The organism is Xanthomonas prunicola (assembly GCF_025266575.1).
GTDB classification, from domain to species: Bacteria; Pseudomonadota; Gammaproteobacteria; order Xanthomonadales; family Xanthomonadaceae; genus Xanthomonas; species Xanthomonas prunicola.
In genome coordinates this window covers 1,798,615-1,821,716 of sequence record NZ_CP096142.1, presented here as the reverse complement: position 1 = coordinate 1,821,716, position 23,102 = coordinate 1,798,615, and the positions used below count along the sequence as shown (strand labels likewise).

Here is a 23,102-nt window from a genome sequence, read left to right as displayed (position 1 = left end):
CAAAACGCCACCGCATCGCGGTGGCGTTTTTTGTTGGCCGACCCTTTCATATGGGCGACTGCGTGAACGGTTTGACTGATGATGGGTAGTCCGGCTGCCGCGCCTGCGTGTCGTGCGACTCCCCGTTGCGCTTACGCCAGTGCCTGCCAGACGTCTTGCAGGCCGAGCACCAGCAAGGTGGTGAAAAAGAAGCGTCGAAACATATCGGCGGAAATGCGATTGCGCATCCAGACACCCAGCCACATACCGATGGCGGTGGGTAACAGCGCCCACAATGACGGAGCGATCGCCGCGCGGGGTAGCGCGCCATGCCAGGCCAGGGCACTGGCCAGCGCCAGCGTCGCCACGCCGAAACACCAGCCCAGAGAGCGGATCAACAGCGCGCGCGGTAGTTGCAGGGCGGTGAGGTAGGGCAGGGATGGCAGCACGAACACGCCGGTGGCGCCACTCAGCAGACCGGTGGCCAGCCCGGCCAGTGGCCCTGCCCACGGCTCGTGACGCGCCTGCATCGTCCAGTGGCGTCGGGCCAGCCCAAGCAAGGCATACAACGCCAGCAGCGCGCCCAACCCGGCGCGGACCAGGCTGGGGTCGGCGCCTGTCAGCACCCCTGCACTCAGCCAGGTGCCCAGCGTCACGGTTGCCAGCAATGGCCACAGACGTCGCAACAGGGTCGCCGTGTCCGGTCCCCAGGCTTGCTGCACATTCGTCACAAGCGAAGGCAGAGCCAGTAAGGTCGCTGCCTCGGCAGGCGTCAGCCAAAGACCCAGCAGCCCCATCGCAACGGTCGGCAAGCCCATCCCGGTCACGCCCTTGACCCAGCCAGCCAGCAAAAAGACGCCTGCGATCAGATGCCAGTGGGTGTGCAATGTCTCCATGCAGCCAAGGATCCGGGCTTGTCCCGCAGCAGACAATGCGTGATTGTTTGAGGCAGGCTTCGGTAGCGTCGAAGGCTAAGGTGCGATGCCGCGCGTGCAGAGGTCTCCGGCCTGGCTAGCCTGTCTTGTCGGCGGCGAATGCACGTCGATTGACGTGCGAATGCTTGTGGAGCGGTCATGCATCTGGAATTTGTCGATTTACGGTTGTTCATCGCGGTGGTCGAGACGGGCAGCATCACCGCCGGTGCGCAACGCGCGACGTTGTCGCTGGCTGCTGCCAGTGCGCGGATTCGTGCGCTGGAGCTGCAGGTGGGCGCTGTACTGCTGGAACGCGGGCGCCGCGGGGTCAGCCTGACGCCGGCCGGTGGTGTACTGCTCCGGCACGCACGGCAATTGCAGCGGCAGGCCGAGGCGCTGCAGCTGGAGCTGGGCGGCTACGGGGGCGGTGGGCAGGTGACACTGCGGCTGGCGGCCAATACCGCGGCGCTGTCGGCTTGGTTGCCCGAACGGTTGGCGGATTTTCTCATCGCACATCCGCAGCTGGATCTGGCATTGACCGAGCAGGGCAGCGACGAAGCTGCCGACGCGGTGCGCGAGGAACGCGCCGACATCGCCGTGGTCGCAGGCCATGCCGATCTCAGTGGGCTGCAGGTGCTGCCGTTCCGTGAGGATCGGCTGGTGCTGGTGATGGCTGCAGCGCATCCACTGGCCGGCGCCGCGACGCTGCAATTGAGCGAGCTCGCGGGAATGGACACGCTGGGGCTGGCCGGCGACAGCGCCTTGCAACGGCATCTGCGCGTGCACATGAACCGCGCCGGCGTGCAGGTGCGCATGCGTGCAAAGGTACAAGGCATCGACGTGTTGTGCCGCATGCTCGCGCAAGGCATGGGCGTGGCGATTCTCCCGCACGCCGCAGTGCAGCGCTCATGCGTGCGCGATCAGCTGGCCACGGTGCCCCTGGATGCAGCCTGGGCACCGCGGCAACTTTCGATCGTGCTGCGTTGCGAGCCTGCGCCATCGACCATGCTGCAAGCGCTGGTGGATTGGCTGCAACGCGACTGAGCTGCATAGCGTCAGAGTGGCCGGCATCGTGACAGCGTCACGTCGCCGGCGCGCTCAACGCGGCCAGGCGAATTCGGCCAGCACCGGATAGTGGTCGGACGGCAATACACCGCCGGGACGCTGATCCAGCGTGGAAAAGCGTGTCGGTGTCAGGCCGCGGAACAGGATCCAGTCGATGCGACGGGTCGGTTGCGTGGTGAAGTCCTGAAAGGTTTTTTCCGGGCCTTGCGGCTCGGAGATGCGGGCGCGTGCATCGCCAAGCGTGGCGGTGAGCACGCGGTAAGTGCCCTGGTCAGGATCGCTGTTGAAGTCGCCGGTCAGCACCACCGGAATGTCGGCCGGCAGTGTCGCGATGCGCGACAGGATCAGGCGCGCGCTGTGCTCGCGTGCGGCCTCGTCCTGGTCGCGGTGGGCGAAGTGCGTGTTGAGCAGATAAAAGCGGCGCTTGTCGCTGCGGCGCTCGAACAGGGCCCAGGTCACCATGCGCGGCAGGTCGGTGTTCCAACTGCTGCTGCCGGGGACCTGTGGCGTTTCCGACAGCCAGAAATCGCCCGATTCCACCACCGACAACGCGCGGCTGTCGTAGAACACGCCCATGTGCTCGTCGCTGTCATCGCCACGGCGGCCCTTGCCGAACCAGCGGTAATCAGGCAGGTGCGAGGCCAGGTACTGCGCCTGCTCCTGCACCAGTTCCTGGGTGCCGAACACATCGGGATGGGTCTGTTTGATCAGCGTAACCATCGACGCCCGCCGCACCGTCCAGCGTCTGTCGCCATCGGTGTCCACTGGCACGCGCACGTTGAACGACATCACCCGCAACGGCGCCGGCGCCGGCGCGGACGCGGCAAAGGCCGGCAGCGTCATGCATAGCGTGAGGATGGCGGCGAAAAAATAACCTGACGCAGCGCGTAGCGAGAAGCGTGGCATGTCGTGGATCTCCAGAAGACAAGCCGCAAGTCTAGCCAGTACGTATGACCGCTGTGGGTGCATTGCTCAGGCGCTTGACGCCGTCGCACATCGGCGTAGCATTTGCACCAAGCCGGCGGAGAGACCGCCAGCTGACCACTCAACCGTGAGGGATTCTCATGGCAACACCGTACGACTATCTCGTGTTTATCGGGCGCTTCGAGCCCTTTCACAACGGCCACGCCGCCGTCGCCCGCCATGCGCTGGGCAAGGCGAGAAAGCTCATCATGCTGATCGGCTCGGCCGACACGCCCCGCACCATTCGCAATCCGTGGACCGTCGCCGAACGTGCGGTGATGATCGAATCTGCGTTGCCGGACGAAACTACGCGGCTGATCGTGCGCCCGCTACGCGACCATCTCTACAACGAAAGCCTGTGGATCGCCGAAGTGCAGCGTCAGGTTGCCGAGGCAGTGCAAGCCGATGGCGGCAATCTGGATGCGAACATTGGCCTGATCGGCATGGACAAGGACGCCAGCAGCTATTACCTGCGTGAGTTTCCGCAGTGGCCGCTGGAAGATGTGCAACACACGGCGACGCTGTCGGCCACCGAATTGCGCCGCTATCTGTTCGAAGCCGGCGATATCGGGTTCCACGGTGGCTTGTTGATGCTGCGCGGCAATGTGCCGGCGCCGGTATACGACATGCTGGAAGCGTTCCGGCGTAATTCACCCAGCTACGCGCAGTTGGTGGCCGAATACCGCTTCATCGAGCAATACCGCGCCGCGTGGAAAGACGCGCCCTATCCGCCGACATTCGTGACCACCGATGCGGTCGTGGTGCATTCGGGCCATGTGCTGCTGGTGCGTCGTCGCGCCGAGCCGGGCAAGGGCCTGTGGGCCTTGCCGGGTGGATTTGTCGGCCAGGACGAAGGCCTGCTGGATTGCTGCCTGCGCGAGCTGCGCGAGGAAACGCGGCTCAAGTTGCCGGTGCCGGTGCTCAAGGGATCGTTGCGTGGGCGGCAGGTATTCGATCACCCTGAACGTAGCCAACGCGGACGCACGATTACCCATGCGTTTCATTTCGAATTTCCAGCCGGCGAATTGCCTGCGGTACGCGGTGGCGACGACGCCGATAAAGCGCGCTGGATTCCGATCGCTGAAGTGATGGCGATGGGTCCACGCCTGTACGAAGACCACCTGCATATTCTTGAATTTTTCCTGGGCCGTGGCTGAGAGCGCAAACGCCTGCGTGTTGCCGTAAAGCGACGTGGCCGTACGCAGTGTGACCGTTTGAACCGTGACCTCCCGCCGGCGGACAGACCGCTGGTTCATTCGACGCGAAGGAGCTTCCGTCATGCATTACCTCGATAACCTGCTGCTCAATACCGATAGCTACAAGGCCAGCCACTGGCTGCAATATCCGCCTGGCACCGATGCCTCGTTTTTCTACGTCGAATCGCGCGGTGGCCTGTACGATCAGACTGTCTTCTTCGGCCTGCAATCGATCCTGAAAGAAGCCATCAACCGGCCGGTGACGCACGCCGACATCGACGATGCGAAGGAGTTGCTGGCCGCGCACGGCGAGCCGTTCAACGAAGCCGGCTGGCGCGATATCGTCGACCGGCTTGGCGGTCAGTTGCCGATCCGCATCCGCGCCGTGCCCGAAGGCGCGGTAGTGCCAACGCATAACGTGCTGATGACGATCGAGTCCACCGACGCTAAGGCGTTTTGGGTGCCGTCGTATCTGGAAACCTTGTTATTGCGTGTGTGGTACCCGGTGACGGTGGCCACCGTGAGCTGGCAGGTGAAGCAGATCGTGCGCGACTACCTGGAGCGTACCAGCGACGATGCGGAAGGGCAGTTGCCTTTCAAGCTGCACGATTTTGGCGCGCGTGGTGTGTCCAGTCTTGGCTCGGCTGCATTGGGCGGTGCCGCGCATCTGGTGAATTTTCTTGGCACCGATACGTTGTCGGCGTTGCTGCTGGCGCGTGCGCATTACCACACGCCAGTGGCGGGATATTCGATTCCCGCTGCCGAGCACAGCACCATCACCAGTTGGGGGCGCGAGCGCGAGGTGGATGCGTATCGCAACATGCTCACGCAATTCGCGCGCCCGGGTTCGATCGTGGCGGTGGTGTCGGACAGCTACGACATCTACCGCGCCATTGCCGAGCATTGGGGCACCACCTTGCGCGAGGAAGTGATCACTTCCGGTGCAACGGTGGTGATTCGTCCGGACTCCGGCGACCCGGTGGATGTGGTCGAGCAGTGCCTGCTGTTGCTGGACGAGGCGTTCGGTCACCAGGTCAATGGCAAAGGCTACAAGGTGCTCGACCATGTGCGGGTGATCCAGGGCGATGGCATCAACCCCAACTCGCTGCGTGCGATCCTGGAACGCATCACCGCGGCTGGCTATGCCGCCGACAATGTCGCTTTCGGCATGGGTGGTGCGTTGCTGCAAAAGGTGGACCGCGACACGCAGAAGTTTGCGTTGAAGTGTTCGGCGGTACGCGTGGATGGGCAGTGGATCGATGTCTACAAGGACCCAATCACCGACCAGGGCAAGCAGAGCAAGCGCGGCCGGCTGACCTTGCTGCGCAACCGCAACGATGGCAGCTACCGCAGCGCCTTGCTCGATGAGGTGGGCACCCATGCCGACAGCGAAGATGCGTTGGTGACGGTATGGGAAAATGGCGTGTCGCAACAGGAGTGGACGCTGGAGCAGGTGCGCGCGCGTGCCAACGCCGCACGTCGCTGATGCGCGGCGCGCGGGGTTCGCCATGCACGCTTCCATCGACGACATCTCCTTGTTGCCTGCGTCACCGCTGTTGGCGCATCTGCGCGCCGCAGCGCCCAGTCTGCAGCGGCGCGTGCCGCTGCAGGACGAGGCCAGCCGCTGGCATGCAGTGCGCATCGGTGCGCGCACCTATCGCGCGGCGTTGCCGATTACCTTTACCCCATATGCCTCTGTGCGGCCGTGTTCGGCGCGCTGTGGGTTCTGTTCGGAGAATCTACGCCAGCATAGCGGTGGTCGTGCGGCAGCGTCGTTGCGACCTGGGCCTGCGTATTTCCAGCAGTTGAGCGCTGCGTTGCAGCTGCTGCGGGATGTGCCGCTGTCGTATTCGTTGTCCGGTCTGGAAATGACCGACGATGCGGCGTGGTTGCAGAGCTTGCTGCAGACCTTGGCGACAACACCGAACGGCCCGCGTGTCGAGCAACGCGTGCTGTACAGCAATGGCGCCGGGTTGGCGCGCACGCACGGTGCGCAGTTGATCGATGCGCTGGTCGCCTTCGGGCTGTCGTGGGTCGAGCTGTCGCGTCACCATTGGTTGCAGGAGCGCAACGACGCGATCATGCGTTTCCGCCCTGATGAGCCGATCGCCGATGCGGCGATCTTCGTACAGACAGCACAGCGGCTCGCAGCGCGGCTGCCGCTGCGATTGGTCTGCATCGTGCAGCGCGGTGGCGTGGACAACGCCGAGGACGTCGCGCAGTACATCGCATGGGCGCGCAGCTGTGGCGCCAGCCAGGTGATCTTTCGCGAGTTGTCGCGGCTGGACGATGCGTACCGCAGCAACGGCACGCTGCGCTACATCCACGAGCACCGCGTCGGCGTTGACACCTTGCTGGCCGAGTGCATGCAGCAGCCCTGGTGGTCGCGCTGGCAACCCGATGGCCTGACCGAAGGCTATTACTTCTGGAATGTGCGGCTGCGCGATCGGACGGGCCTGCAGGTGGTCTTCGAAAGCGCCGACTACGCCGCGATGCACACGCGCCACGCCACCGGCGATCTGTACAAGCTGGTGTTCTTCGCCAACGGCCGTCTATGTGCGGGCTGGGATCCGGATGCCGATGTGCTGTGGGAACCTGCCGATGGATGAGCTCGATCAGCGCAGTTGGTGGACGCCGGCCCCGGACGATTCCGCCTGGGCGCTGCCCGACGATCTGCGCGTGGCCGACCCGCTACGCGGGCGCGATTGTGGCTGGGTCAACCAGATGCGCCCGTTCGTGCGCCATTTCAGCCAGCCTGGCGAGCAGGTGTTCGATCCGTTCTGCGGCTTCGGCAGCACCCTGTTGGCAGCCGCGCTGGAAGGCCGCAACGCGCACGGCATGGAGATCGATCCGGCACGTGCGCAGTTGGCGCGTACGCGCTTGCAGCGGCATGCGGTGGAAGCACCGGTCGTGGTCGGCAGTCTGGCGGACACCGCGCCGGTTGCGCGGATCGACCTGTGCCTGACCAATGTCCCGTATTTCGGCTGCCACTGGCAGGGCGAAGAGTTACCCGGCCAGCTCTACGCCAGTGGCGATTACGCCGGCTATCTGACCGGCATGCGTGCGGTCTTTCATGCGCTGCGCAAGCAGATGCGGCCTGATGGCGTAGGCGTGGCGATGGTGCAGAACGTGGTGGTCGGCGGCCGCGTGATTCCGCAGGCGTGGGACTTGGGCCGGATCCTGGCCAGCCTGTTCACGCTGCGCCAGGAGCGGGTGCTGTGCTATCGGCGTCCGGCCGCAGCGCTGGTGCATGCCGATGCCGAAAGCAATCGCGGCCACGAATACGCGCTGATCTTCCAGCACAGCCGTGCCCGGCTGGATCTGCAGCAGGCTGCGCAGCTGCTGCAGGCGGTGCACGCGCAGGGCCTGCCGGTGGTCGTGCATGGCAGCTACGCGCGCTGGCTGGAGTCGCCGACCCTGGTGCCGGAGGGCCCGGCCGATCTGGACCTGATGCTGCGCGCCGAACAAGCGCTGTGGGACCGTCTTACGCATTGGCTGCAGCAGCAGGGCTTCGCGCTGAGCTTGTGGGGCGAGCCGTGCCGTGCCCCGGTGACGCTGGCGGCGGTGCGTGCGCACCACTACCTGCGAGCCGAGCGCATCGGCGCCGATGGCCGCCGTCTGCAGGTGGACCTGCAATTGCCAGCGGATGAACCGCCGCCGCCCTGACCCGGCAACGCGACGCCGTGCGCACATGGGTTGCCGCTATGCTCTGTGCCGGTTTTGGATGCCGGAATCTCCCTATGTCTTGTTCTTCCCTGATCGCGCGCGGCGCGCTGCTTGGCGCGCTGGTAACCCTGGCTGGCTGCGGTGGCAGCAAGGGCGACACGATGTTGATGCGCGAGTCGTTCAATTCCGATGACACCTATTCGCGCAGCGTGGCGGCCAGTTCGCCGCAAGCCTGCGAGGCGGCGCGGCGTGTGCTGTTGAGTCAGGGCTACGCTGTGACACGCGCAGATGCCGCCGCGGTGGAGGGCAGTAAGAACTTCCAGCTCAAGGAAGCCGACCAAAGCGAGCAGCTCAATTTGCGCATTTCCTGCGCCACTCAGGACGGCGGCAAGGCGCAGGTGTTCGTTAGCGCGCTGCAGGACCGTTACGCGCTGAAGAAGAGCTCCACCTCGGCCAGCGTGGGCGTTGGCGTGCTGGGCTCGTTATCGCTGCCGGTCGGTAGCAGCGGCGATTCGCTGGTGCGCGTGTCCAGCACCACGGTGCAGGATGCGGCGTTCTACAAGCGCTTTTTCGAGCGCTTGAACTCGTATCTGCCCAAGGTCACCGAGGCGGTGCCTGCTGCTGCGAGTACAGCGCCTGCACCTGCACCTGCACCTGCATCTGCATCTGCATCTGCACATGCGGCCATACCAGCGCCGGCAGCCGCAGTTCCCGCGACACCTGCAGCGACGGCCCCGCCGCCCGCATCGCCTGCTCCCGCTCCAGCGGCTCCCACAACGGTTGCACAGCCGCCGGTTGCGCCATTGCCGGTTGAAGCGCAGGACCCGCCACCGACACCGGCGAAGGTGCCGCAAACCGAGCCCGCCACGCAGCCGTGATGGGATGTTCACGCTCCGCGCCAAAGCCTGAATAGCAAGGTGCGCGCTTCACGTTGTGTTCTCGACCCAGCGGCCAGAGTGCGCCCATGGCTCGCCGAGCGGGCGAGAACGTGGAGAACAACGATGAAAATGCACACCTCCCTGCTGGGTATGTCCCTGATTGGCCTGATGGCAACGAGCACCTTCGCCCAGGCTCAAAGCTATTCGCATCAGCAGCGCTATACGGAAGCAGACGAAGGCCGCAGGTTCAACGATGGCACCCGCGTTCGCTGCCGCAATGTCGAAGTGCAAAAGAACTCGACTGACCCGAACCGCATCGGCGGCACGCTGGCTGGTGCTGCGATTGGTGGCTTGCTGGGTAACCAGGTCGGCGGCGGCAACGGCAAGAAGCTGGCGACCGTAGCGGGTGCGGTGGCGGGTGGTGCAGCCGGCCGCACCATCCAGGGCAATCGCCAGCAGGCCAATGGCAATCGTCAGGTCGAGCGCGTCTGCGAACGTCGTTGAGCCTGGCGAAGTGACTGATCTGAATTGATTGCGAGCCCCGGCCATGCCGGGGCTTTCTACGTCTGAGGGTTGCGGCACCGTGCCGACGATTGATTGCGCATGTCATCGATGAGTTCTGCCCACGCGCAAAGCGGTTCATTGTTGCTGCGACCAACGTCTGCTCCGAGGTCGATATCGATGTGGCATGCGGGCAGGCGCAGAGTTGCTGCGGTGATGTGTGCAAGTGCCCTTGTCGTGATGCAGCTGCTGCAGGTCGCGGGTGCTGCGCCGAGCGAAACCGCAAACGCCGCGAGCGCAGATTGTGTGGAAGCACTGCTGCGCCGACTGGGCTGGGCCATCCATCGCGCCGCGGTGAGCGCGCCGGTACTACAGCGTGGTGAACCGTGTACGCGTGGCTCGCTTGCGCAGGCGCAAGCCGCGGGCGATCTGCAGCTGACGCTTCCGGCCGACTGGAACACGCAACAGCGCGGCGCAGCGCTCACCGCCGTGCTGGACGATGCGGCCACGCACTGCGCCTATGCGTTCGAACTCGGTGCAGCCACCCGCCGTGCGGTAACGCAATTGCAGAACAACCCGCACTACCGCTTCTCGGCGGTGCAGTTGGGGTGGATCGGATTTGGCTGGCGTGGCGCAGCGGCGCAGGGCTGGAGTGGTTTTCGCAGTTTCGGTCGCGGGTATCGGCCGCGCGGCAGCAATGCGCAGGCATTGGATGCGTTCTACCGCGGTCAGGTGCGCTCCGAATGCGGCGTGGGCCGGCAAGTCGCTCAGCTCGCCACACAGCGCGAGCTGTTCGGCGATGCCGGGTTCAATGAGTCGTTTACGCCTGGCGAACTCTCGATCGGCACATTTCTGACCTTGCACGATACCGACAGCATTCTGCTCGGTGCGCATGCCGGCGAATTTTTCGCCGACGGCAAGGCGGTGAAAACCTCGCAACTGGGGCGGCAAGCGTTTGTCGGTGCGCCGGGGTTCATCGCGCACGTATTCGACAAGTCCTATCTGGATGACATCCACAATCAGGCCGAAAATTTCGTGGTGGTGGACGTGGGCGATGCAGCCGCGCAAGCGCTGGCGCAGCACGGCGGTTTTGCGTATTACGACGCGCGCAACCGGCAGATCTGGGAGCTGGCCCAACAGCTGCGCGGGCCTGGCAAGCGTCGCTTCGAGCGGTTGCTTTACGAACGCGATGCAGGGTTGCGCGCCAGGCTCGACCCGCAACAGCAGACCCAGCTGCAGCAGCTGCAGACGCTGCTGGACGACCCGTTTTATCAAGGCTTTTTAGTCTATGTGCACCCCAAGGGCATCAAACCGATCGGCTATCACGTTGCACGCCTGCTCGACCGCAACCCGCGCACGCCGTATGCCATCGACCTGACCTTGCACAATCTGCGCACCACCTTGTACTGGCGGTGGGTCGACTGGCAGCTGCAGCAATGCAGCGCCGCCACCGCAGCGGAACAATCCATTGAGAATTCCGCCACGCCGGCGTACGCCGGGCGTGGCACCCTGCACTGATCAACGCATGAGGAGCGATTATGGAACTGGGTATGGTGGGACTGGGCCGCATGGGCGCCAACATGGCCGAGCGCCTGGTCAACGGCGGGCATCGCGTGCATGGCTATGACCCCGGCGCGAACGCGCGCACCAGCGCGCAGGCCAAGGGCATCGTCACGGCCGATGCCTTGGCGGCGCTGGTGTCCGCGCTGCCGAGCCCGCGCGTGGTATGGCTGATGGTGCCAGCTGGCAAGATCGTCGATGACACCCTGGCGCAGCTGTTGCCGTTGCTGCAGGCCGGCGACATCGTCATCGATGGCGGTAATTCGTATTACAAGGATTCGCAACGCCGCGCGGCGCAGTTGCAGGAAAGCGGTATCGCGTTCGTCGACTGCGGCACCAGCGGTGGCGTCTGGGGCTTGAAGGAGGGCTATAGCCTGATGGTCGGCGGCGAAGAGGCTGCGGTGACCACGCTGCATCCGATCCTGGCCACGCTGGCGCCTGCGCTGGACAAGGGGTGGGGACGGGTGGGTCCGAGCGGTGCCGGCCACTTCACCAAGATGGTCCACAACGGCATCGAGTACGGAATGATGCAGGCCTATGCCGAAGGCTTCGCGCTGATGCAGCACAAGACCGATTTCGCGCTGGACCTGCACCAAGTTGCCGAAATCTGGCGCGACGGCAGCGTGGTGCGGTCATGGCTGCTGGATCTCACGGCCGATGCGCTGACGCATAACCCGACCATGGCCGGCATCGCGCCGTTCGTGGCCGATTCGGGCGAAGGCCGCTGGACGGTGGCCGAAGCGATCGATCTGGAAGTCTCGGCACCGGTCATCACGCTGTCGCTGATGGAGCGGCTGCGCTCGCGCGACAAGGATTCGTTCACCGACAAACTGCTGGCGGCGATGCGCAACCAGTTCGGTGGCCACGCAGTGATGACCACGACCTCTGCAGCGCCCACGATCGGCAGCAAGGACGCGTAAGCGGTTCGACGCAAGGGCGGTGCGCGCCTCGGCGATGGCGCGCACTGTCGGTCTTGCAGAACGTTTCGCATTGCATGCGAACGCACGATTGCGTTTGCATCATTGTGCGGGGTCAGCTCGTCGCCGTTTGTTGCGCGGTCGATGCAGCGCGACGGCATTGCTGCCAAGCACCGAGCAGCCTGCTTTACGTACGGAATGCGGACCGAGCAGCGTGCTTTACATACGGAATGCAGATCGCTTCGCGCTAAGCGGCTAGCATTAAGTAGGGCATTCGCAAAGCACGACGCATCTGGCACACAGCGAATAGGCTCGCTCGCGCGGACGCAGGCACGTAATCACCACGCACATGCTCGCGCCGTGCCGACTCTCAAGTACTACAGCCCGTGCGCGGCATCCAACCACTGCACCTGCCCACGCGCAGCGCTGCGTTGCGCAAGTTCCACCAGCTGCATCAGCTGTACCGCGTCGCTGCCGCTGACCGGTGCCGGGCCGGTGCCGGCCAGCGCGTCGCGAAAGGCGGCGTAGGCCTGCCGGTAGTCGCCCGGCAGGTTGTCGGGCTGATGCGTATGGACACGGCCTTCGTCATCGATGCGGGTCAGCGTTCCCGCGAATGGGTCGACGCCCCAGCCGACCGTGCCGGGGCGGCGGCCGGCGCGCAGCTGATCTTCCTGCGTATCCAGGCCGTGCTTGAGGTAACTGCCGCGCGTGCCGTGCACGGCGAAGCGCAGGCTGCCATCGGCCACCAGCGACCCCGCATGCAGAATCACGCGCAGCCGCGGGTAGTGCAGGGTGACGTGGAAGTAATCGACGCTGCGTGCCTGATCGCGCTGACGTTGCAGGTCCGCGCCGATGCCCTGCGGCATACCGAATAACTGCAGCGCCTGATCGAGCAAGTGCGGGCCCAGGTCGTACCAAAGTCCGGCGCCGGGGCTATCGCTCTCGCGCCAACGGTCGCGTACTTGCGGGCGGTAACGGTCGAAGTGCGAATGGAACTCCATCACCTCGCCGAGCTGGCCCTCTTCAATCAAGCGGCGCACGGTGAGAAAATCCGCATCCCAACGACGATTCTGGAACACGCTGATGATGCGTCCCGCTGCGTTGGCGGCATCGACCATTTGCTGCGCCTGGGCAACATCCAGTGCGAACGGCTTGTCCACCAGCACATGCTTGCCGGCGGCCAAGGCCTGCAGCGCGAAAGGCGCATGGGTCTGGTTGGGGGTGGCAAGTACCACTGCATCCAATGCGGGATCGGCCAGCGCACTGTCGAGGTCGCCAACCACGTTGATGCCGGGAAAATCGGCCTGCGGCTGTTGCGGCTTGGACGACACCACGCTGTGCAACTGCAGGCCTGGCGTGCTTGCAATCAGCGGTGCATGAAACGTGCGGCCGACATAGCCGTAGCCGACGACGGCCAGATTGAACGGTTTAGGCATTGAAAACGGTTCATCGCAACGACGAAGGGAACCCGCATGGTATTGCACCTGTGCGTGTGCGCAGGGTTCACACCCTCTCCATGCAACGGTCACGTCTGCTCGACGAGCGCCGCCGCAAGCTGCGCCCACGCTCAACAGTGAGGTACTTGGTATGAAGAACACGATCAATGCACGTAAGTTGCTGGCTCTGTCGCTGTCGCTTGGCCTGACGCTCGGCGCGTCGCAGGCGTTCGCGGCCCCGCAGGAACATGCCGACCACAAGGACCACGCTGCTGGCATGAATGAGTCCAAGAAGCCGGTCACCGACACCTGGATCACCACCAAGGTCAAGGCCGATCTGCTGGCCACCGATAACGTCTCCGGTACCGACGTGAAGGTCGAGACCAAGAACGGCATCGTGACCCTGACCGGCGCAGTCGCCACCCAGGCCGAGCACGACAAGGCCGTAGCCGTTGCCAAGGGCATCGAAGGTGTCAAAAGCGTCAAGTCGACCGGCCTGAAGGTCACTGCTGCGAAGAAGTAAGCGCAGCCGCTGCGAATGCCGGGGCGCCGAGGCGAGGCGGCGCACCCGAGCACAAGGCGCACTCCACGGAGTGCGCTTTTTTTGTCTGCAGGGACCGCTAAGCGAGCCGATGGACGGCAGGGCACTCGCACCGTTTTCACATTTACTGGACGTATGCTATGCCCATTCAGCTATGTCACGGGCGAGCGTGACTTCTCTGAATCATTAATCTGGCAATATGCGCGATCGGAGACAATGCCGACTTGTGCTTGGCCCCCGTAGCGAGCGGAAACCGATCTAGCAATGCAAACAACGGTCCAAGCAGACAAGTGGGATCGCTGGCGCCTGCCTCTGTTGGCGGTTGCCGTGTGTTTGATCGTGGTGGTGCCGTCGTTGTTGCTGCAGCAGATGGCGCGTAACGCCAACCGGGCTGCGGTGTGGGTCTCGCATAGTCAAGAGGTGCAGGAGACCTCGCAGCGGCTTGAAGCGGCGATGCGCGACACCGAATCGGCGGCGTTGATGCGCGCGTACGGTGTGGAACGCGAGGTGCTGCATGAGCGCATGCTTCGCGGGAGGCGCGAGTCGCTGGCCGCGGTGCATCGGTTGATCGAATTGACCAGGGACAACCCCGCGCAATTGGTGCGCATCGGGCGCATCCAGAGCACCATCGAACGGCGTTTGCTGCTGGCCGAGCGCATTGCGGGGACCACTGCGCCGGAGCAGATCCGCGTACTCATCAACGACATGACCGTGAACAACCCGATTCGTGCGCCGATCGACGACCTGCAAAGCGCCGAAGGCCGTTTGTTGGCGCTGCGTCATGCGCGGGCCGAGACCGAACGCATGCATTACGCCGTGCTGAGCTGGACGGCGCTGGCGGTGCAGCTGCTATTGCTGGGCACGGTGACCTGGCTGCTGCAACGGCAGATCCGGCGCCGGCTGGCGGCCGAGCAGGAATACCTGCGCGCCAACGGCCGCGCCAGCTCGGTGCTGCAGACCGTGCGCGAGCCGATCGTGTTGCTGGATGCCAACCAACGCATCGTGTTACACAACCCCGCCTTCGCCGAGCTGTATTGCCTGGAAGATCGCGGCAACGAATCGATGGCGCTGGAGGATGTGGGCGAGGGCGTGTGGCGCGATACCCAGGTCCATCAGCGGCTGGCCGACGTATTGCTGCGTGGTCGTGAACTGTGGGATTACGAACACGAGCAGCGTGGCGCCGATGGCGTACTACGCACCATGTTGATCAACGCACGCCGCATGCCCCTGCCCGACACCACCGATGAAGATGTGGTGCTGATGACGGTGAGCGACATCAGCCTGCAAAAGAGCGCGCAGATGCGTATCCAGGAGCTCAACCGGCAGATGGAAGGCAAGGTGGAGCAGGTGTCTGAGGTGAACCGCGAGCTGGAAGCCTTCAGCTATTCGGTCTCGCACGATCTGCGCGCGCCGTTGCGGCACGTGGCCGGATTCTCGGACAAGCTGGCGCGCCATCTGGGCGATGCGGCCGACGAGAAGTCGCGTCACTACATGGAAGTGATCAGCAGCTCGGCGCGGCGCATGGCCTCGCTGATCGACGATCTGCTGGTGTACTCGCGCCTGGGCCGCGGTGCGCTGCGCCTGCAGGCGGTGGACATGCAATCGCTTGTGGCCGAAACGCGTGCGATTCTGGATTCCAACGTGCAGAGCGAAAACACCGGTCACCGGGTGGAATGGCATATCGCGGCGCTGCCGGTGCTGGTGGCCGACGAAAACATGATGCGCCAGCTGTGGATGAACCTGCTCGGCAATGCAGTCAAATACAGCGCCAAGCGCGAGGTGGCCAAAATCGAGGTCAGCTACACGCCGATGGCCGACGGCGGCCACCAGTTCAGCGTGCGCGACAACGGCGCCGGTTTCGATATGGAATACAGCGGCAAATTGTTCGGTGTGTTCCAACGCTTGCACAAGGCCAGCGAATACGCTGGTACCGGCATAGGCTTGGCCAGCGTGCGGCGCGTATTGACGCGTCACGGCGGCCGGGTCTGGGCCGAAGGCGTCGTCGACGAAGGCGCCACGTTCTATTTCGTGTTACCACCTGCGCTTGAAGCGCCCAACCAAGAGTTCAGTGTATGACCGCCATCCGTACCATTCTTCTGGCAGAAGACAGCCCGGCCGATGCGGAAATGGCGGTCGACGCCTTGCGCGAAGCCCGCCTTGCCAACCCCATCGTGCACGTCGAAGATGGCGTGGAAGCCATGGACTATCTGTTGCGCCGGGGCATGTTCGCCGACCGCGAGGAAGGCCTGCCGGCAGTGCTGCTGCTGGACATCAAGATGCCGCGCCTGGACGGGCTGGAAGTGCTCAAGCAGGTGCGCAGCGACGAGACACTCAAGCGCCTGCCGGTGGTGATCTTGTCGTCCTCGCGCGAAGAAAGCGATCTGGCCCGCAGCTGGGACTTGGGCGTGAATGCCTATGTGGTCAAGCCGGTGGATGTGGATCAGTTCTTCAACGCGGTCAAAACGCTCGGCACGTTCTGGGCGGTCATCAACCAGGCACCGGAGCTGGACTGAACCATGCCGCATGAGGGTGGCAATCTGGAGCAGCTGAAGATCCTTCTGGTGGAAGATTCACCGGAGGACGCCGAGCTGTTGTCCGACCAGTTGCTGGATGCCGGGCTGGATGCGGCATTCGAGCGCGTGGACAGCGAGCCGTCGCTGCGCTCCGCGCTGGAGACCTTCCAGCCGGACATTGTGCTGTCGGACCTGAGCATGCCGGGCTTTTCCGGCCATCAGGCGCTGCGTCTGGTGCGCCAGAACGGTGCCACGCCTTTCATTTTTGTTTCCGGCACCATGGGTGAGGAGACCGCGGTCAAGGCGCTGCAGGATGGCGCCAACGACTACATCATCAAGCACAACCCCACGCGCTTGCCGAGCGCGGTGATTCGCGCGATTCGCGAGGCGCGCGCCGATCTGGAACGCCAGCGCGTGGAAAGCGAGCTGATGCGCGCGCAGCGTTTGGAGAGCCTGGCGATGCTGGCCGCCGGCCTGAGCCATGACCTGCGCAATATCCTGCAGCCGCTATTGATCGTGCCCGACCTGCTGGCCGGGCGCACCGACGACCCGCAGCTGCGTCAGCTGGCCAACGTGGTGGCCGAATGCGGCCGGCGCGGACATGAGATGGCCGAGTCGATGTTGTCGTTCGTGCGGGGGTCCAATAAGCCGCGCGAGCAGGTCTCCGTCGCCAGTCTGTTCCAGGCCGTGCAGATGCTGCTCAAGAGCAGCCTGCCCGACGGCGTGCGTCTGCAGATGGACACCATTGCCCCGGATCTGACCATCGAGGCCAACTACACCGAATTGCAGCAATGCCTGCTCAACCTGGGCTTGAACGCGATCCAGGCGATGCCGGCTGGCGGCATCCTGATCCTGGCGGCCGATCGTTATGATGCCACGCGCGTGCGCATGAGCGTGGTCGACACCGGCGTGGGCATGAGCGATGACACCCGCGCGCGCCTGTTCAGCCCGTTCTTCACCACCAAGGCCGATGGCACCGGGCTGGGGCTGATTTCGTGCAAGCGGATTATTGAGAGCTATGGCGGCAGCATCGTGGTCGATAGCCGGCTAGGCGAAGGCACGCGCTTCGACATGATCGTGCCGATGCGCGCGGTGTCGGTGGCAGTGACGGAAACCGAGCTGCCGCTCGCACTCGGCCGTGGGCAGCGTATTTTGCTGGTGGACGGCGAAGCCACGCGCCTGTCGCTGTTGGGCAATGCACTTTCCAGTCAGGGCTATCAGCCGCAGTTGGCCAGCGATGGTGCCGCGGCCCTGCAGTTGGTGCAGCAGCACGCGATGCCGGACCTGGTGATCATCGACAGCGATATCATCCTGCTCTCGGCAGTGAGCGTGCTGTTGAGCATGCAGGAGCTGGGGTACCAGGGCCCGGCGATCGTGCTGGAAGATGTTGGCGCGCCGCTGCAGCGGGCGCATTTTCCGTCGGATCTTCCGGTGCATGTATTGCGCAAACCCTTGGAAATGCGTCGGGTCTTTCGCGCCGTTTCGCACGCGCTGGAAGTGGCCTGACACCATGTTTCTGCGCACTCGGTGCGAGCGTGTATGGGTTCCATGCGATTGCAACAGTTGACGCCCACGCCGGCCGCATGCCCGAATAACGTATGACCACCGTGCTTCTCAGCCTCGGCAGCAACGTCCAGCCGACCCACTACCTGCGCTTGGCCGTCGCCGCCCTGCGTACGCGCTTTGGCCAGATTGACGTTTCCCCCGCGTACCGCATGCCTGCGGTGGACTTCGATGGTCCCGACTTCGTCAATAACGCGGTGGTCTTGCAGACCGATCTGGAGCTGGACGCGCTGGATCACTGGCTGCATGCGCTGGAAGATGCGCACGGGCGCGATCGCAGCTGCCCGCATTTCAGCGACCGCACGCTGGATGTGGATGTGGTGTTCTTCGGCGATTGCATCGTCGAAGGCCCCAGGCACCTACGTATCCCGCGGCCCGAGCTCAAGCACGCATTCGTGCTCAAGCCGCTGGCAGATATCGCGCCGGATTTTATCGACCCGCTGAGCGGGCAAACGTTGGCAGCATTGTGGCAGGCGCATCCGCAGTACGGCAGCGCATTTACGACGGTGGAACTGGACACGGCTGCGCAGGAGTTGAGTACGACGCAGTAGCATCGTCTAGCGGCGTGGCTGAGCAAGCGTGCGAGCAGCGATGCGACGTGCGAAACCTGTATGGCAGTGGCAGCCGGTGATGTGTCAGCCGAGCCGACGCGCGCGACCGAGATATTGAGTCTCCGCGACGGAAGCACGCGTAGCCGACAAGCGCCGCTCAACTGAGTTGGCGGCCACCATCGACGTGCAGGGTATGGCCGGTGACGAAGCTGGCGTCGTCCAGCAACCAGCGCACGGCTTCGGCGATTTCCTCGGGCGTGCCGATGCGCGCCAGTGGCGTGCGTGCGAGCAACGCCTGCTTGGCCTCGGAGGACTTGCCCTCTTCCGGCCACAGGATCGCCCCAGGCGCGACCGCGTTGACGCGGACGTGCGGCGCCAGTTCCAGCGCGAGCGAGCGGGTCAATATTTCCAGCGCGCTCTTGGATGCGCCGTACAGCGGATGATTGCGCATCGGCTGCTGTGCGTGCAGGTCGGTGAGGTTGACGATGGCACCGCTGTGCTGACGCAACTGGGCGGCAGCGGCCTGGGCAATGAAGAATGGCGCGCGTGCGTTGACTGCAAACAATTCGTCCCATTGCGCTGTAGTGGCCTCACCGATGGGGGTGGGGTAGAACGCCGAGGCATTGTTGACCACACCGTCCAGGCGACCAAAGGCGGCAATGCAGTCGGCCACCAATTGTGCGGACGCCTCGGGCAGGCACAGATCGGCGTGCAAGGCGTGGGCGCTGCCGGCACGCTGTGCACATAGCTCGGCCACGCGCGCGTCCAGCACCTCGGCGGAACGGTGTGCGTGCAGCGCAACGCGGTGGCCGGCGGCGTGCAGCGTGGTGGCGATCTGCGCGCCGATGCGGCGGGCGGCACCGGTGATCAACACCACCTTGGAACTGTCTGTCATGGCGTACTCGCTCGGCGTTGCAAAGGGCTCGGCTATCCTGTGCATTGTCCCCGCAACCGGTGCCTGCATGCACGCCGACCTTCCCACACCCGATCCGGACGCGCTGGCGCACAGCGACCGGCTGGCTGCGCACGTGCGCGCAGAAATCCAGGCCGCCGGTGGTGCGATTCCGTTTTCGCGCTTCATGGAGCTGGCACTGTATGCGCCGGGCCTGGGGTATTACAGCGCCGGCGCGAGCAAGTTCGGCGAGGCCGGCGATTTCGTCACTGCCCCGGAATTGGGGCCGTTGTTCGCGGCTACCGTCTCCGGCGCGTTGGCGCCCGTGTTGCAGCAGCTTGGGCCACAGGCGCGTGTGCTGGAAGTGGGCGGCGGCAGCGGTGCGTTTGCCGAAGTCACGCTCAAGCGGCTGCTGGAGCTGGATGCGCTGCCCGAGCGTTACGCGATCCTGGAACCCAGCGCCGACCTGCGCGAGCGTCAGCGCGAGCGGCTGGGGCGCAGTCTGATCCCGCCGGTGTTCGATCTGGTGGAATGGCTGGATGCGCCGTTCCCGGACGATTGGGATGGCGTGCTGTTCGCCAATGAAGTCATCGACGCATTGCCCACGCCGCGCTTCGCACTGCGCGATGGGCAGGTGTATGAAGAAACGGTAGTGCTCGATGCGCAGCAGCGCTTCGCACGTGGCGAGCAACCGGCCGATGCATTGCTGAGCGCGGCCGTGCGCCACCTTGAGCGTTATCTGGAGCAGCCGTTCGCCGATGGCTATCGCTCCGAATTGTTGCCGCAGTTGCCATACTGGATCCAAGCGGTGGCTGGCGGTTTGAAGCGCGGTGCGATGTTGTTCGTCGACTACGGTTACCCGCGGGGCGAGTTCTATCGTGCGCAGCGCGAGGACGGCACGCTACGCGCGTTCTATCGGCATCGCATGCATGAAGATCTGTACCGTTGGCCGGGTCTACAGGATCTGACCGCATCGGTGGACTTCACCGCGTTGGCCGAGGCAGGCACCGGCGCAGGTTTCGAGCTGGCCGGTTACTGCACGCAGGCGAGCTTTTTACTCGGTAATGGGCTGGATACATTGTTGGCGCAAGCCGATACGCGCACTGATGAAGTAGGACGCATGCGTCTGCGCGAGCAGATCAAGCGGCTGACCCTACCCAGCGAGATGGGCGAGCGTTTTCAGGTGATGGGCTTCTCGCGCGATGTCGACTTTGCACCTGCTTTCCTGGCCGGCGATCTCACATGGCGGCTGTAACGCAGACGCTGCGCCCGTTTCATCGGCCGCGGTTGTGGGTGGGGTTATGGATCGCTGCGATCGTGGTGGTGATTGCGGTCTGCCTGGGGCCGCCTCCGGAGATTCCGGAGTTGCCGGATAACAGCGACAAGGCCGAGCACTTTTTGACCTTCGCGCTGTTGTGCTGGGGCGCGGTGCAGTTGTTTGCCACCCGTCGCGCGCAGGTCGTTGCGGCTATCGGTCTGGTGGCTCTAGGTATCGGCATCGAGATCGCGCAAGGCGCACTGACGACCAATCGGAGCGCCGACCCCTACGATGCGCTGGCCGACACGCTGGGCATTGCTGCCGGCTTGTGCCTGGCGTGGACGCCGTTGCGTTTTGTGATGTTGCGGATCGATCAGCGCCTGTTTGCGCGGCGTTGAGTTGCGTGTGCGGTGCATGCGTGTACGAACGCACGCCTGTGCCAGGCATTGGCGCTATCGGGCGATGTGCTTGCGATGGCGCACGAGGCGTCGGTAGCGAGCACTGTGTCGTTGTGGTAGCCGACTGCGGTGTCTGACGTCCCAGATCAGGCGCATGCTGGCATCGAGTGGCAGCCATGCGCACATCCTCGGATGAGGCGCCGGTCGCCGCCCGTGGATGGGCGAATTACAGCTTCATGTTCAAGCCAAGATAGAGCTGGCGCCCTGCCGCTGGCGAAAACATTGGCTGCGCCTGCGTCCAGAAGAAGCTGTCGTACCACACGTAGGCATATTCGCGGCCGGTGGCGTTGCGGACCTGCAGATCCACGCTCCAGGCGGGATTGAGGGTGTATCTGGCGGTGAGATCCAGGGTGGCGAAGCCGCCGTATTTGCCGGCCAGGTTGCGCTCCTCCAGATAGTAATCGCCTTGCGCGCGGCCCTGCATGCCGAGGCGCAGCGCAGCGGTCGGGCGGTACTCGACGCCGATGTTGCTGATGTAGCGCGGTGTTGCGGCCACTTCGCGGCCGGCCAGCGACAGGCTGGCATCGCGGTCGTCGCGTTCGATCTTCGCTTCCTGGTACGCGTGCGATGCCCATAGCGTCCACCTGTCGCCCAGCTGCGCATTGATCTGCGCATCCACGCCGCGCCGGCGTGTCTTGCCCAGGGTGACGGTGGTACCGGTGGCGGGCATGTTGGAGACTTCGTTGGCCGCGTCCTGTTGCCAGACCGCGATGCGCGCCTGGCTCCCCTGGAACGGGCTGAATTTCATGCCCAGTTCCATGCCGGTGTTGGTGGAAGGCCGCACGTCCGGCTGCCCGGCGGTGAGGTAAGCCGGCGCCGTGGAGCCGGTCAGCACCTGGAAGCTGCGGCCCCAGTTGGCATAGACGTTGGTGGTCGGGGTGAAGGCGTAGACCAGGCTCAGTTTGGGCTGCTCGATGCTGCCGTAGCGCTGCAGCGGTGCGCGAACGCCGCCCGGCAGTTGGGTGTGGCCATCGAAGCGGTCCACGCGGTAGGCCGGCACGATCTTCAGCGCCTCGATCGGCTGATAGATCGCCTGCACGTAAGCGCCCCAGTTGTCGAAGGTATGGCGGTCGTCGTTCTGGATGCGTGCCGGAGTGGCATTGAAATCGGTGGGCTCGGCGTAGCTGAGGCGCTCGCGTCGGTAGGCGTTGTCCTGATGCTCGTAGTTGACGCCGCCTTCCAGAGTGAGCGTGTCGCTGCTGCGCCAGGTCAGCGTGTTGAGCATGCCGACCTGGGTCTCGTCCCAGATGCGGCGCTGGCGTGGCGCATTGCCGGTGGGCAGGTCGCTGAAGGTCACCTGGCGGTCGTCCAGATAGCGGTTGGAGTAAAGCTTGGTGCCAAAGAACAGTCCTTCTGCCAGCTTCAGATCCAGATGGACGCCGAACTGGCGCATGTCGCGGTCGTCGCCGTCGTTGCGGTTGCGCAGGTCCGAGCTGCGACGGTCTGCCTGCATTTCCACTGCGGTCATGAAGCCGGGTTCGTCGGCCTGGTTGTGATAGACGCGTGCGGTCAGGCCGATGCGCATGCCGTCGTCGAGGTTGCCGTAGAACCATTTGCCGCCCAACGAATATTTGCTGGAGGTGTCGTGCTCGCGGTAGCCATCGGAGGCCTGCACGCCGACGAAATAGTTCTGCGCAAACCCGTCGCGTTCGCGGCCCACGGCCAGCTGCGCATCGCGGGTGTTGAAGCTGCCATAGGTCAGGCGCGCGTCGGTGTAACTCCCGCCCTGACGCGTGCCGAAATTGATGTTGCCGCCGATATTGTGCAAGCCGTAGCGCGGATCATTGGTGCCGCGCACCACCTCGATGTAGCTGATGTCCAGCGGGAACAGCATGTCGATGAAGCGCTGATTGCCGCTGTTGACGTTGCTGGGAATGCCGTCGATCAGCGTCTTGATCGCATTGAGGTAACCCTCGCCGTTGAAAGCGCGAAAGCTGACCTTGCCCGATTCGGCGCCTTGCCGGGTTTCGGTGAGCTGGATGCCGGGCATCTGCCCGAGCAGCTCCCAGCTATAGGACACGTTCTTGTCCTCGATCTGGTCGGCGCCCAGCACGTCCACCGAGGTCAGTACCTGATGCGCGGTGAGTTGGCCTTCGTCATGCTGATGGACATCGACCTTGCCGAGCGTCAGCGCCGAATCGGACGACTGCGCATGCGCTTGGCCGGCCAACAGGACGGCAGCCACTGCCGCCACGAGAATGTGGATCTTCATGGATCGAACGACACCGATGCGACGGCGCTGATCACCCTA

At 64.4% G+C, this 23,102-nt stretch carries 21 protein-coding genes; 16 read left to right on the top strand and 5 right to left on the bottom strand.

The annotated features are described in order from the left end of the window. Positions 1-131 precede the first annotated feature (131 nt). Positions 132-875, bottom strand: a complete 744-nt coding sequence (locus M0D43_RS07820) for a sulfite exporter TauE/SafE family protein (protein WP_252164196.1) — start codon at positions 873-875, stop codon at positions 132-134. Positions 876-1,052: 177 nt separating this feature from the next. On the opposite strand from M0D43_RS07820, the gene M0D43_RS07815 reads away from it, so the two are divergent. After that, on the top strand, positions 1,053-1,937 hold the full coding sequence (locus M0D43_RS07815) for a LysR substrate-binding domain-containing protein (protein WP_252164195.1): 885 nt from the start codon (positions 1,053-1,055) through the stop codon (positions 1,935-1,937). Between the two features lie 54 nt (positions 1,938-1,991). Here M0D43_RS07815 and M0D43_RS07810 read toward each other — a convergent pair whose 3' ends face one another. Then, positions 1,992-2,864, bottom strand: a complete 873-nt coding sequence (locus M0D43_RS07810; RefSeq protein ID WP_252164194.1) for an endonuclease/exonuclease/phosphatase family protein — start codon at positions 2,862-2,864, stop codon at positions 1,992-1,994. A 158-nt stretch (positions 2,865-3,022) separates the two neighbouring features. On the opposite strand from M0D43_RS07810, the gene M0D43_RS07805 reads away from it, so the two are divergent. The 8 genes from M0D43_RS07805 (at position 3,023) to gnd (ending at position 11,642) form a co-directional block, all read left to right on the top strand. Then, on the top strand, positions 3,023-4,078 hold the full coding sequence (locus tag M0D43_RS07805; RefSeq protein WP_252164193.1) for a bifunctional nicotinamide-nucleotide adenylyltransferase/Nudix hydroxylase: 1,056 nt from the start codon (positions 3,023-3,025) through the stop codon (positions 4,076-4,078). Between the two features lie 121 nt (positions 4,079-4,199). Then, the gene (locus tag M0D43_RS07800; protein WP_252164192.1) at positions 4,200-5,603 is read left to right on the top strand and encodes a nicotinate phosphoribosyltransferase; all 1,404 of its coding nucleotides are present in this window, start codon (positions 4,200-4,202) and stop codon (positions 5,601-5,603) included. Between the two features lie 22 nt (positions 5,604-5,625). Then, entirely contained in the window at positions 5,626-6,726 is a 1,101-nt protein-coding gene (locus M0D43_RS07795) for a hypothetical protein (RefSeq protein WP_252164191.1), read from the top strand. Then, entirely contained in the window at positions 6,719-7,783 is a 1,065-nt protein-coding gene (locus M0D43_RS07790) for a DNA methyltransferase (RefSeq protein ID WP_252164190.1), read from the top strand. The genes M0D43_RS07795 and M0D43_RS07790 overlap by 8 nt, the downstream gene beginning before the upstream one ends. Before the next feature lie 74 nt (positions 7,784-7,857). Continuing rightward, entirely contained in the window at positions 7,858-8,661 is an 804-nt protein-coding gene (locus M0D43_RS07785) for a DUF2242 domain-containing protein (RefSeq protein WP_260808082.1), read from the top strand. 123 nt (positions 8,662-8,784) lie between these two features. After that, positions 8,785-9,165 carry a glycine zipper 2TM domain-containing protein gene (locus tag M0D43_RS07780; protein WP_252164188.1) on the top strand — a complete coding sequence of 127 codons (381 nt, stop codon included), beginning with the start codon at positions 8,785-8,787 and terminating at the stop codon, positions 9,163-9,165. Positions 9,166-9,402: 237 nt separating this feature from the next. Next, positions 9,403-10,680, top strand: coding sequence for a hypothetical protein (locus tag M0D43_RS07775; RefSeq protein WP_425510671.1), 1,278 nt, complete (start codon positions 9,403-9,405; stop codon positions 10,678-10,680). Between the two features lie 20 nt (positions 10,681-10,700). Continuing rightward, the gene (gene gnd, locus M0D43_RS07770) at positions 10,701-11,642 is read left to right on the top strand and encodes a phosphogluconate dehydrogenase (NAD(+)-dependent, decarboxylating) (RefSeq protein ID WP_252164187.1); all 942 of its coding nucleotides are present in this window, start codon (positions 10,701-10,703) and stop codon (positions 11,640-11,642) included. A 374-nt stretch (positions 11,643-12,016) separates the two neighbouring features. Here the strand turns inward: gnd and M0D43_RS07765 are convergent, their stop codons facing one another. Beyond that, positions 12,017-13,075 carry an oxidoreductase gene (locus M0D43_RS07765; protein ID WP_260808081.1) on the bottom strand — a complete coding sequence of 353 codons (1,059 nt, stop codon included), beginning with the start codon at positions 13,073-13,075 and terminating at the stop codon, positions 12,017-12,019. Between the two features lie 151 nt (positions 13,076-13,226). Here M0D43_RS07765 and M0D43_RS07760 point away from each other — a divergent pair, with 151 nt between their 5' ends. From M0D43_RS07760 to folK, 5 genes are all read left to right on the top strand, one after another. Then, positions 13,227-13,598 carry a BON domain-containing protein gene (locus M0D43_RS07760; RefSeq protein WP_252164185.1) on the top strand — a complete coding sequence of 124 codons (372 nt, stop codon included), beginning with the start codon at positions 13,227-13,229 and terminating at the stop codon, positions 13,596-13,598. Positions 13,599-13,880: 282 nt separating this feature from the next. Beyond that, positions 13,881-15,692: a sensor histidine kinase gene (locus M0D43_RS07755; protein ID WP_260808080.1), complete on the top strand. Its 1,812-nt coding sequence runs from the start codon at positions 13,881-13,883 to the stop codon at positions 15,690-15,692. Further along, complete coding sequence (locus M0D43_RS07750) at positions 15,689-16,129, top strand: response regulator (protein WP_003482689.1); 441 nt, start codon at positions 15,689-15,691, stop codon at positions 16,127-16,129. The genes M0D43_RS07755 and M0D43_RS07750 overlap by 4 nt, the downstream gene beginning before the upstream one ends. 3 nt (positions 16,130-16,132) lie before the next feature. Then, positions 16,133-17,635, top strand: coding sequence for an ATP-binding response regulator (locus M0D43_RS07745; protein ID WP_260808079.1), 1,503 nt, complete (start codon positions 16,133-16,135; stop codon positions 17,633-17,635). A 92-nt stretch (positions 17,636-17,727) separates the two neighbouring features. Further along, a complete protein-coding gene (gene folK, locus M0D43_RS07740) occupies positions 17,728-18,243 on the top strand; it encodes a 2-amino-4-hydroxy-6-hydroxymethyldihydropteridine diphosphokinase (protein ID WP_260808078.1) in 516 nt (171 codons plus the stop codon). Between the two features lie 157 nt (positions 18,244-18,400). Here folK and M0D43_RS07735 read toward each other — a convergent pair whose 3' ends face one another. Further along, positions 18,401-19,138: a pteridine reductase gene (locus M0D43_RS07735; RefSeq protein ID WP_260808077.1), complete on the bottom strand. Its 738-nt coding sequence runs from the start codon at positions 19,136-19,138 to the stop codon at positions 18,401-18,403. On the opposite strand from M0D43_RS07735, the gene M0D43_RS07730 reads away from it, so the two are divergent. Both M0D43_RS07730 and M0D43_RS07725 read left to right on the top strand, forming a co-directional pair. Continuing rightward, positions 19,137-20,390, top strand: a complete 1,254-nt coding sequence (locus tag M0D43_RS07730; protein WP_260808076.1) for a class I SAM-dependent methyltransferase — start codon at positions 19,137-19,139, stop codon at positions 20,388-20,390. The genes M0D43_RS07735 and M0D43_RS07730 overlap by 2 nt on opposite strands. Then, positions 20,378-20,791, top strand: a complete 414-nt coding sequence (locus M0D43_RS07725; RefSeq protein WP_101362742.1) for a VanZ family protein — start codon at positions 20,378-20,380, stop codon at positions 20,789-20,791. Before M0D43_RS07730 ends, M0D43_RS07725 begins: the two co-directional genes overlap by 13 nt. Positions 20,792-21,017: 226 nt before the next feature. On the opposite strand, the gene M0D43_RS07720 is transcribed toward M0D43_RS07725, so the two are convergent. Beyond that, positions 21,018-23,063 carry a TonB-dependent receptor gene (locus M0D43_RS07720; protein ID WP_260808075.1) on the bottom strand — a complete coding sequence of 682 codons (2,046 nt, stop codon included), beginning with the start codon at positions 23,061-23,063 and terminating at the stop codon, positions 21,018-21,020. Between the last annotated feature and the right edge of the window lie 39 nt (positions 23,064-23,102).

What these genes read in the sequence shown, in the direction of transcription:
- M0D43_RS07800 (WP_252164192.1), top strand. Translation starts at nt 4,200, where the DNA reads ATGCATTACCTCGATAACCTGCTGCTCAATACCGATAGCTACAAGGCC.
- M0D43_RS07780 (WP_252164188.1), top strand. Translation starts at nt 8,785, where the DNA reads ATGAAAATGCACACCTCCCTGCTGGGTATGTCCCTGATTGGCCTGATG.
- M0D43_RS07815 (WP_252164195.1), top strand. Translation starts at nt 1,053, where the DNA reads ATGCATCTGGAATTTGTCGATTTACGGTTGTTCATCGCGGTGGTCGAG.
- gnd (WP_252164187.1), top strand. Translation starts at nt 10,701, where the DNA reads ATGGAACTGGGTATGGTGGGACTGGGCCGCATGGGCGCCAACATGGCC.
- folK (WP_260808078.1), top strand. Translation starts at nt 17,728, where the DNA reads ATGACCACCGTGCTTCTCAGCCTCGGCAGCAACGTCCAGCCGACCCAC.
- M0D43_RS07795 (WP_252164191.1), top strand. Translation starts at nt 5,626, where the DNA reads ATGCACGCTTCCATCGACGACATCTCCTTGTTGCCTGCGTCACCGCTG.
- M0D43_RS07820 (WP_252164196.1), bottom strand. Translation starts at nt 875, where the DNA reads ATGGAGACATTGCACACCCACTGGCATCTGATCGCAGGCGTCTTTTTG.
- M0D43_RS07735 (WP_260808077.1), bottom strand. Translation starts at nt 19,138, where the DNA reads ATGACAGACAGTTCCAAGGTGGTGTTGATCACCGGTGCCGCCCGCCGC.
- M0D43_RS07805 (WP_252164193.1), top strand. Translation starts at nt 3,023, where the DNA reads ATGGCAACACCGTACGACTATCTCGTGTTTATCGGGCGCTTCGAGCCC.
- M0D43_RS07725 (WP_101362742.1), top strand. Translation starts at nt 20,378, where the DNA reads ATGGCGGCTGTAACGCAGACGCTGCGCCCGTTTCATCGGCCGCGGTTG.
- M0D43_RS07775 (WP_425510671.1), top strand. Translation starts at nt 9,403, where the DNA reads ATGCAGCTGCTGCAGGTCGCGGGTGCTGCGCCGAGCGAAACCGCAAAC.
- M0D43_RS07785 (WP_260808082.1), top strand. Translation starts at nt 7,858, where the DNA reads ATGTCTTGTTCTTCCCTGATCGCGCGCGGCGCGCTGCTTGGCGCGCTG.
- M0D43_RS07750 (WP_003482689.1), top strand. Translation starts at nt 15,689, where the DNA reads ATGACCGCCATCCGTACCATTCTTCTGGCAGAAGACAGCCCGGCCGAT.
- M0D43_RS07730 (WP_260808076.1), top strand. Translation starts at nt 19,137, where the DNA reads ATGGCGTACTCGCTCGGCGTTGCAAAGGGCTCGGCTATCCTGTGCATT.
- M0D43_RS07745 (WP_260808079.1), top strand. Translation starts at nt 16,133, where the DNA reads ATGCCGCATGAGGGTGGCAATCTGGAGCAGCTGAAGATCCTTCTGGTG.
- M0D43_RS07720 (WP_260808075.1), bottom strand. Translation starts at nt 23,063, where the DNA reads ATGAAGATCCACATTCTCGTGGCGGCAGTGGCTGCCGTCCTGTTGGCC.
- M0D43_RS07765 (WP_260808081.1), bottom strand. Translation starts at nt 13,075, where the DNA reads ATGCCTAAACCGTTCAATCTGGCCGTCGTCGGCTACGGCTATGTCGGC.
- M0D43_RS07760 (WP_252164185.1), top strand. Translation starts at nt 13,227, where the DNA reads ATGAAGAACACGATCAATGCACGTAAGTTGCTGGCTCTGTCGCTGTCG.
- M0D43_RS07810 (WP_252164194.1), bottom strand. Translation starts at nt 2,864, where the DNA reads ATGCCACGCTTCTCGCTACGCGCTGCGTCAGGTTATTTTTTCGCCGCC.
- M0D43_RS07790 (WP_252164190.1), top strand. Translation starts at nt 6,719, where the DNA reads ATGGATGAGCTCGATCAGCGCAGTTGGTGGACGCCGGCCCCGGACGAT.
- M0D43_RS07755 (WP_260808080.1), top strand. Translation starts at nt 13,881, where the DNA reads ATGCAAACAACGGTCCAAGCAGACAAGTGGGATCGCTGGCGCCTGCCT.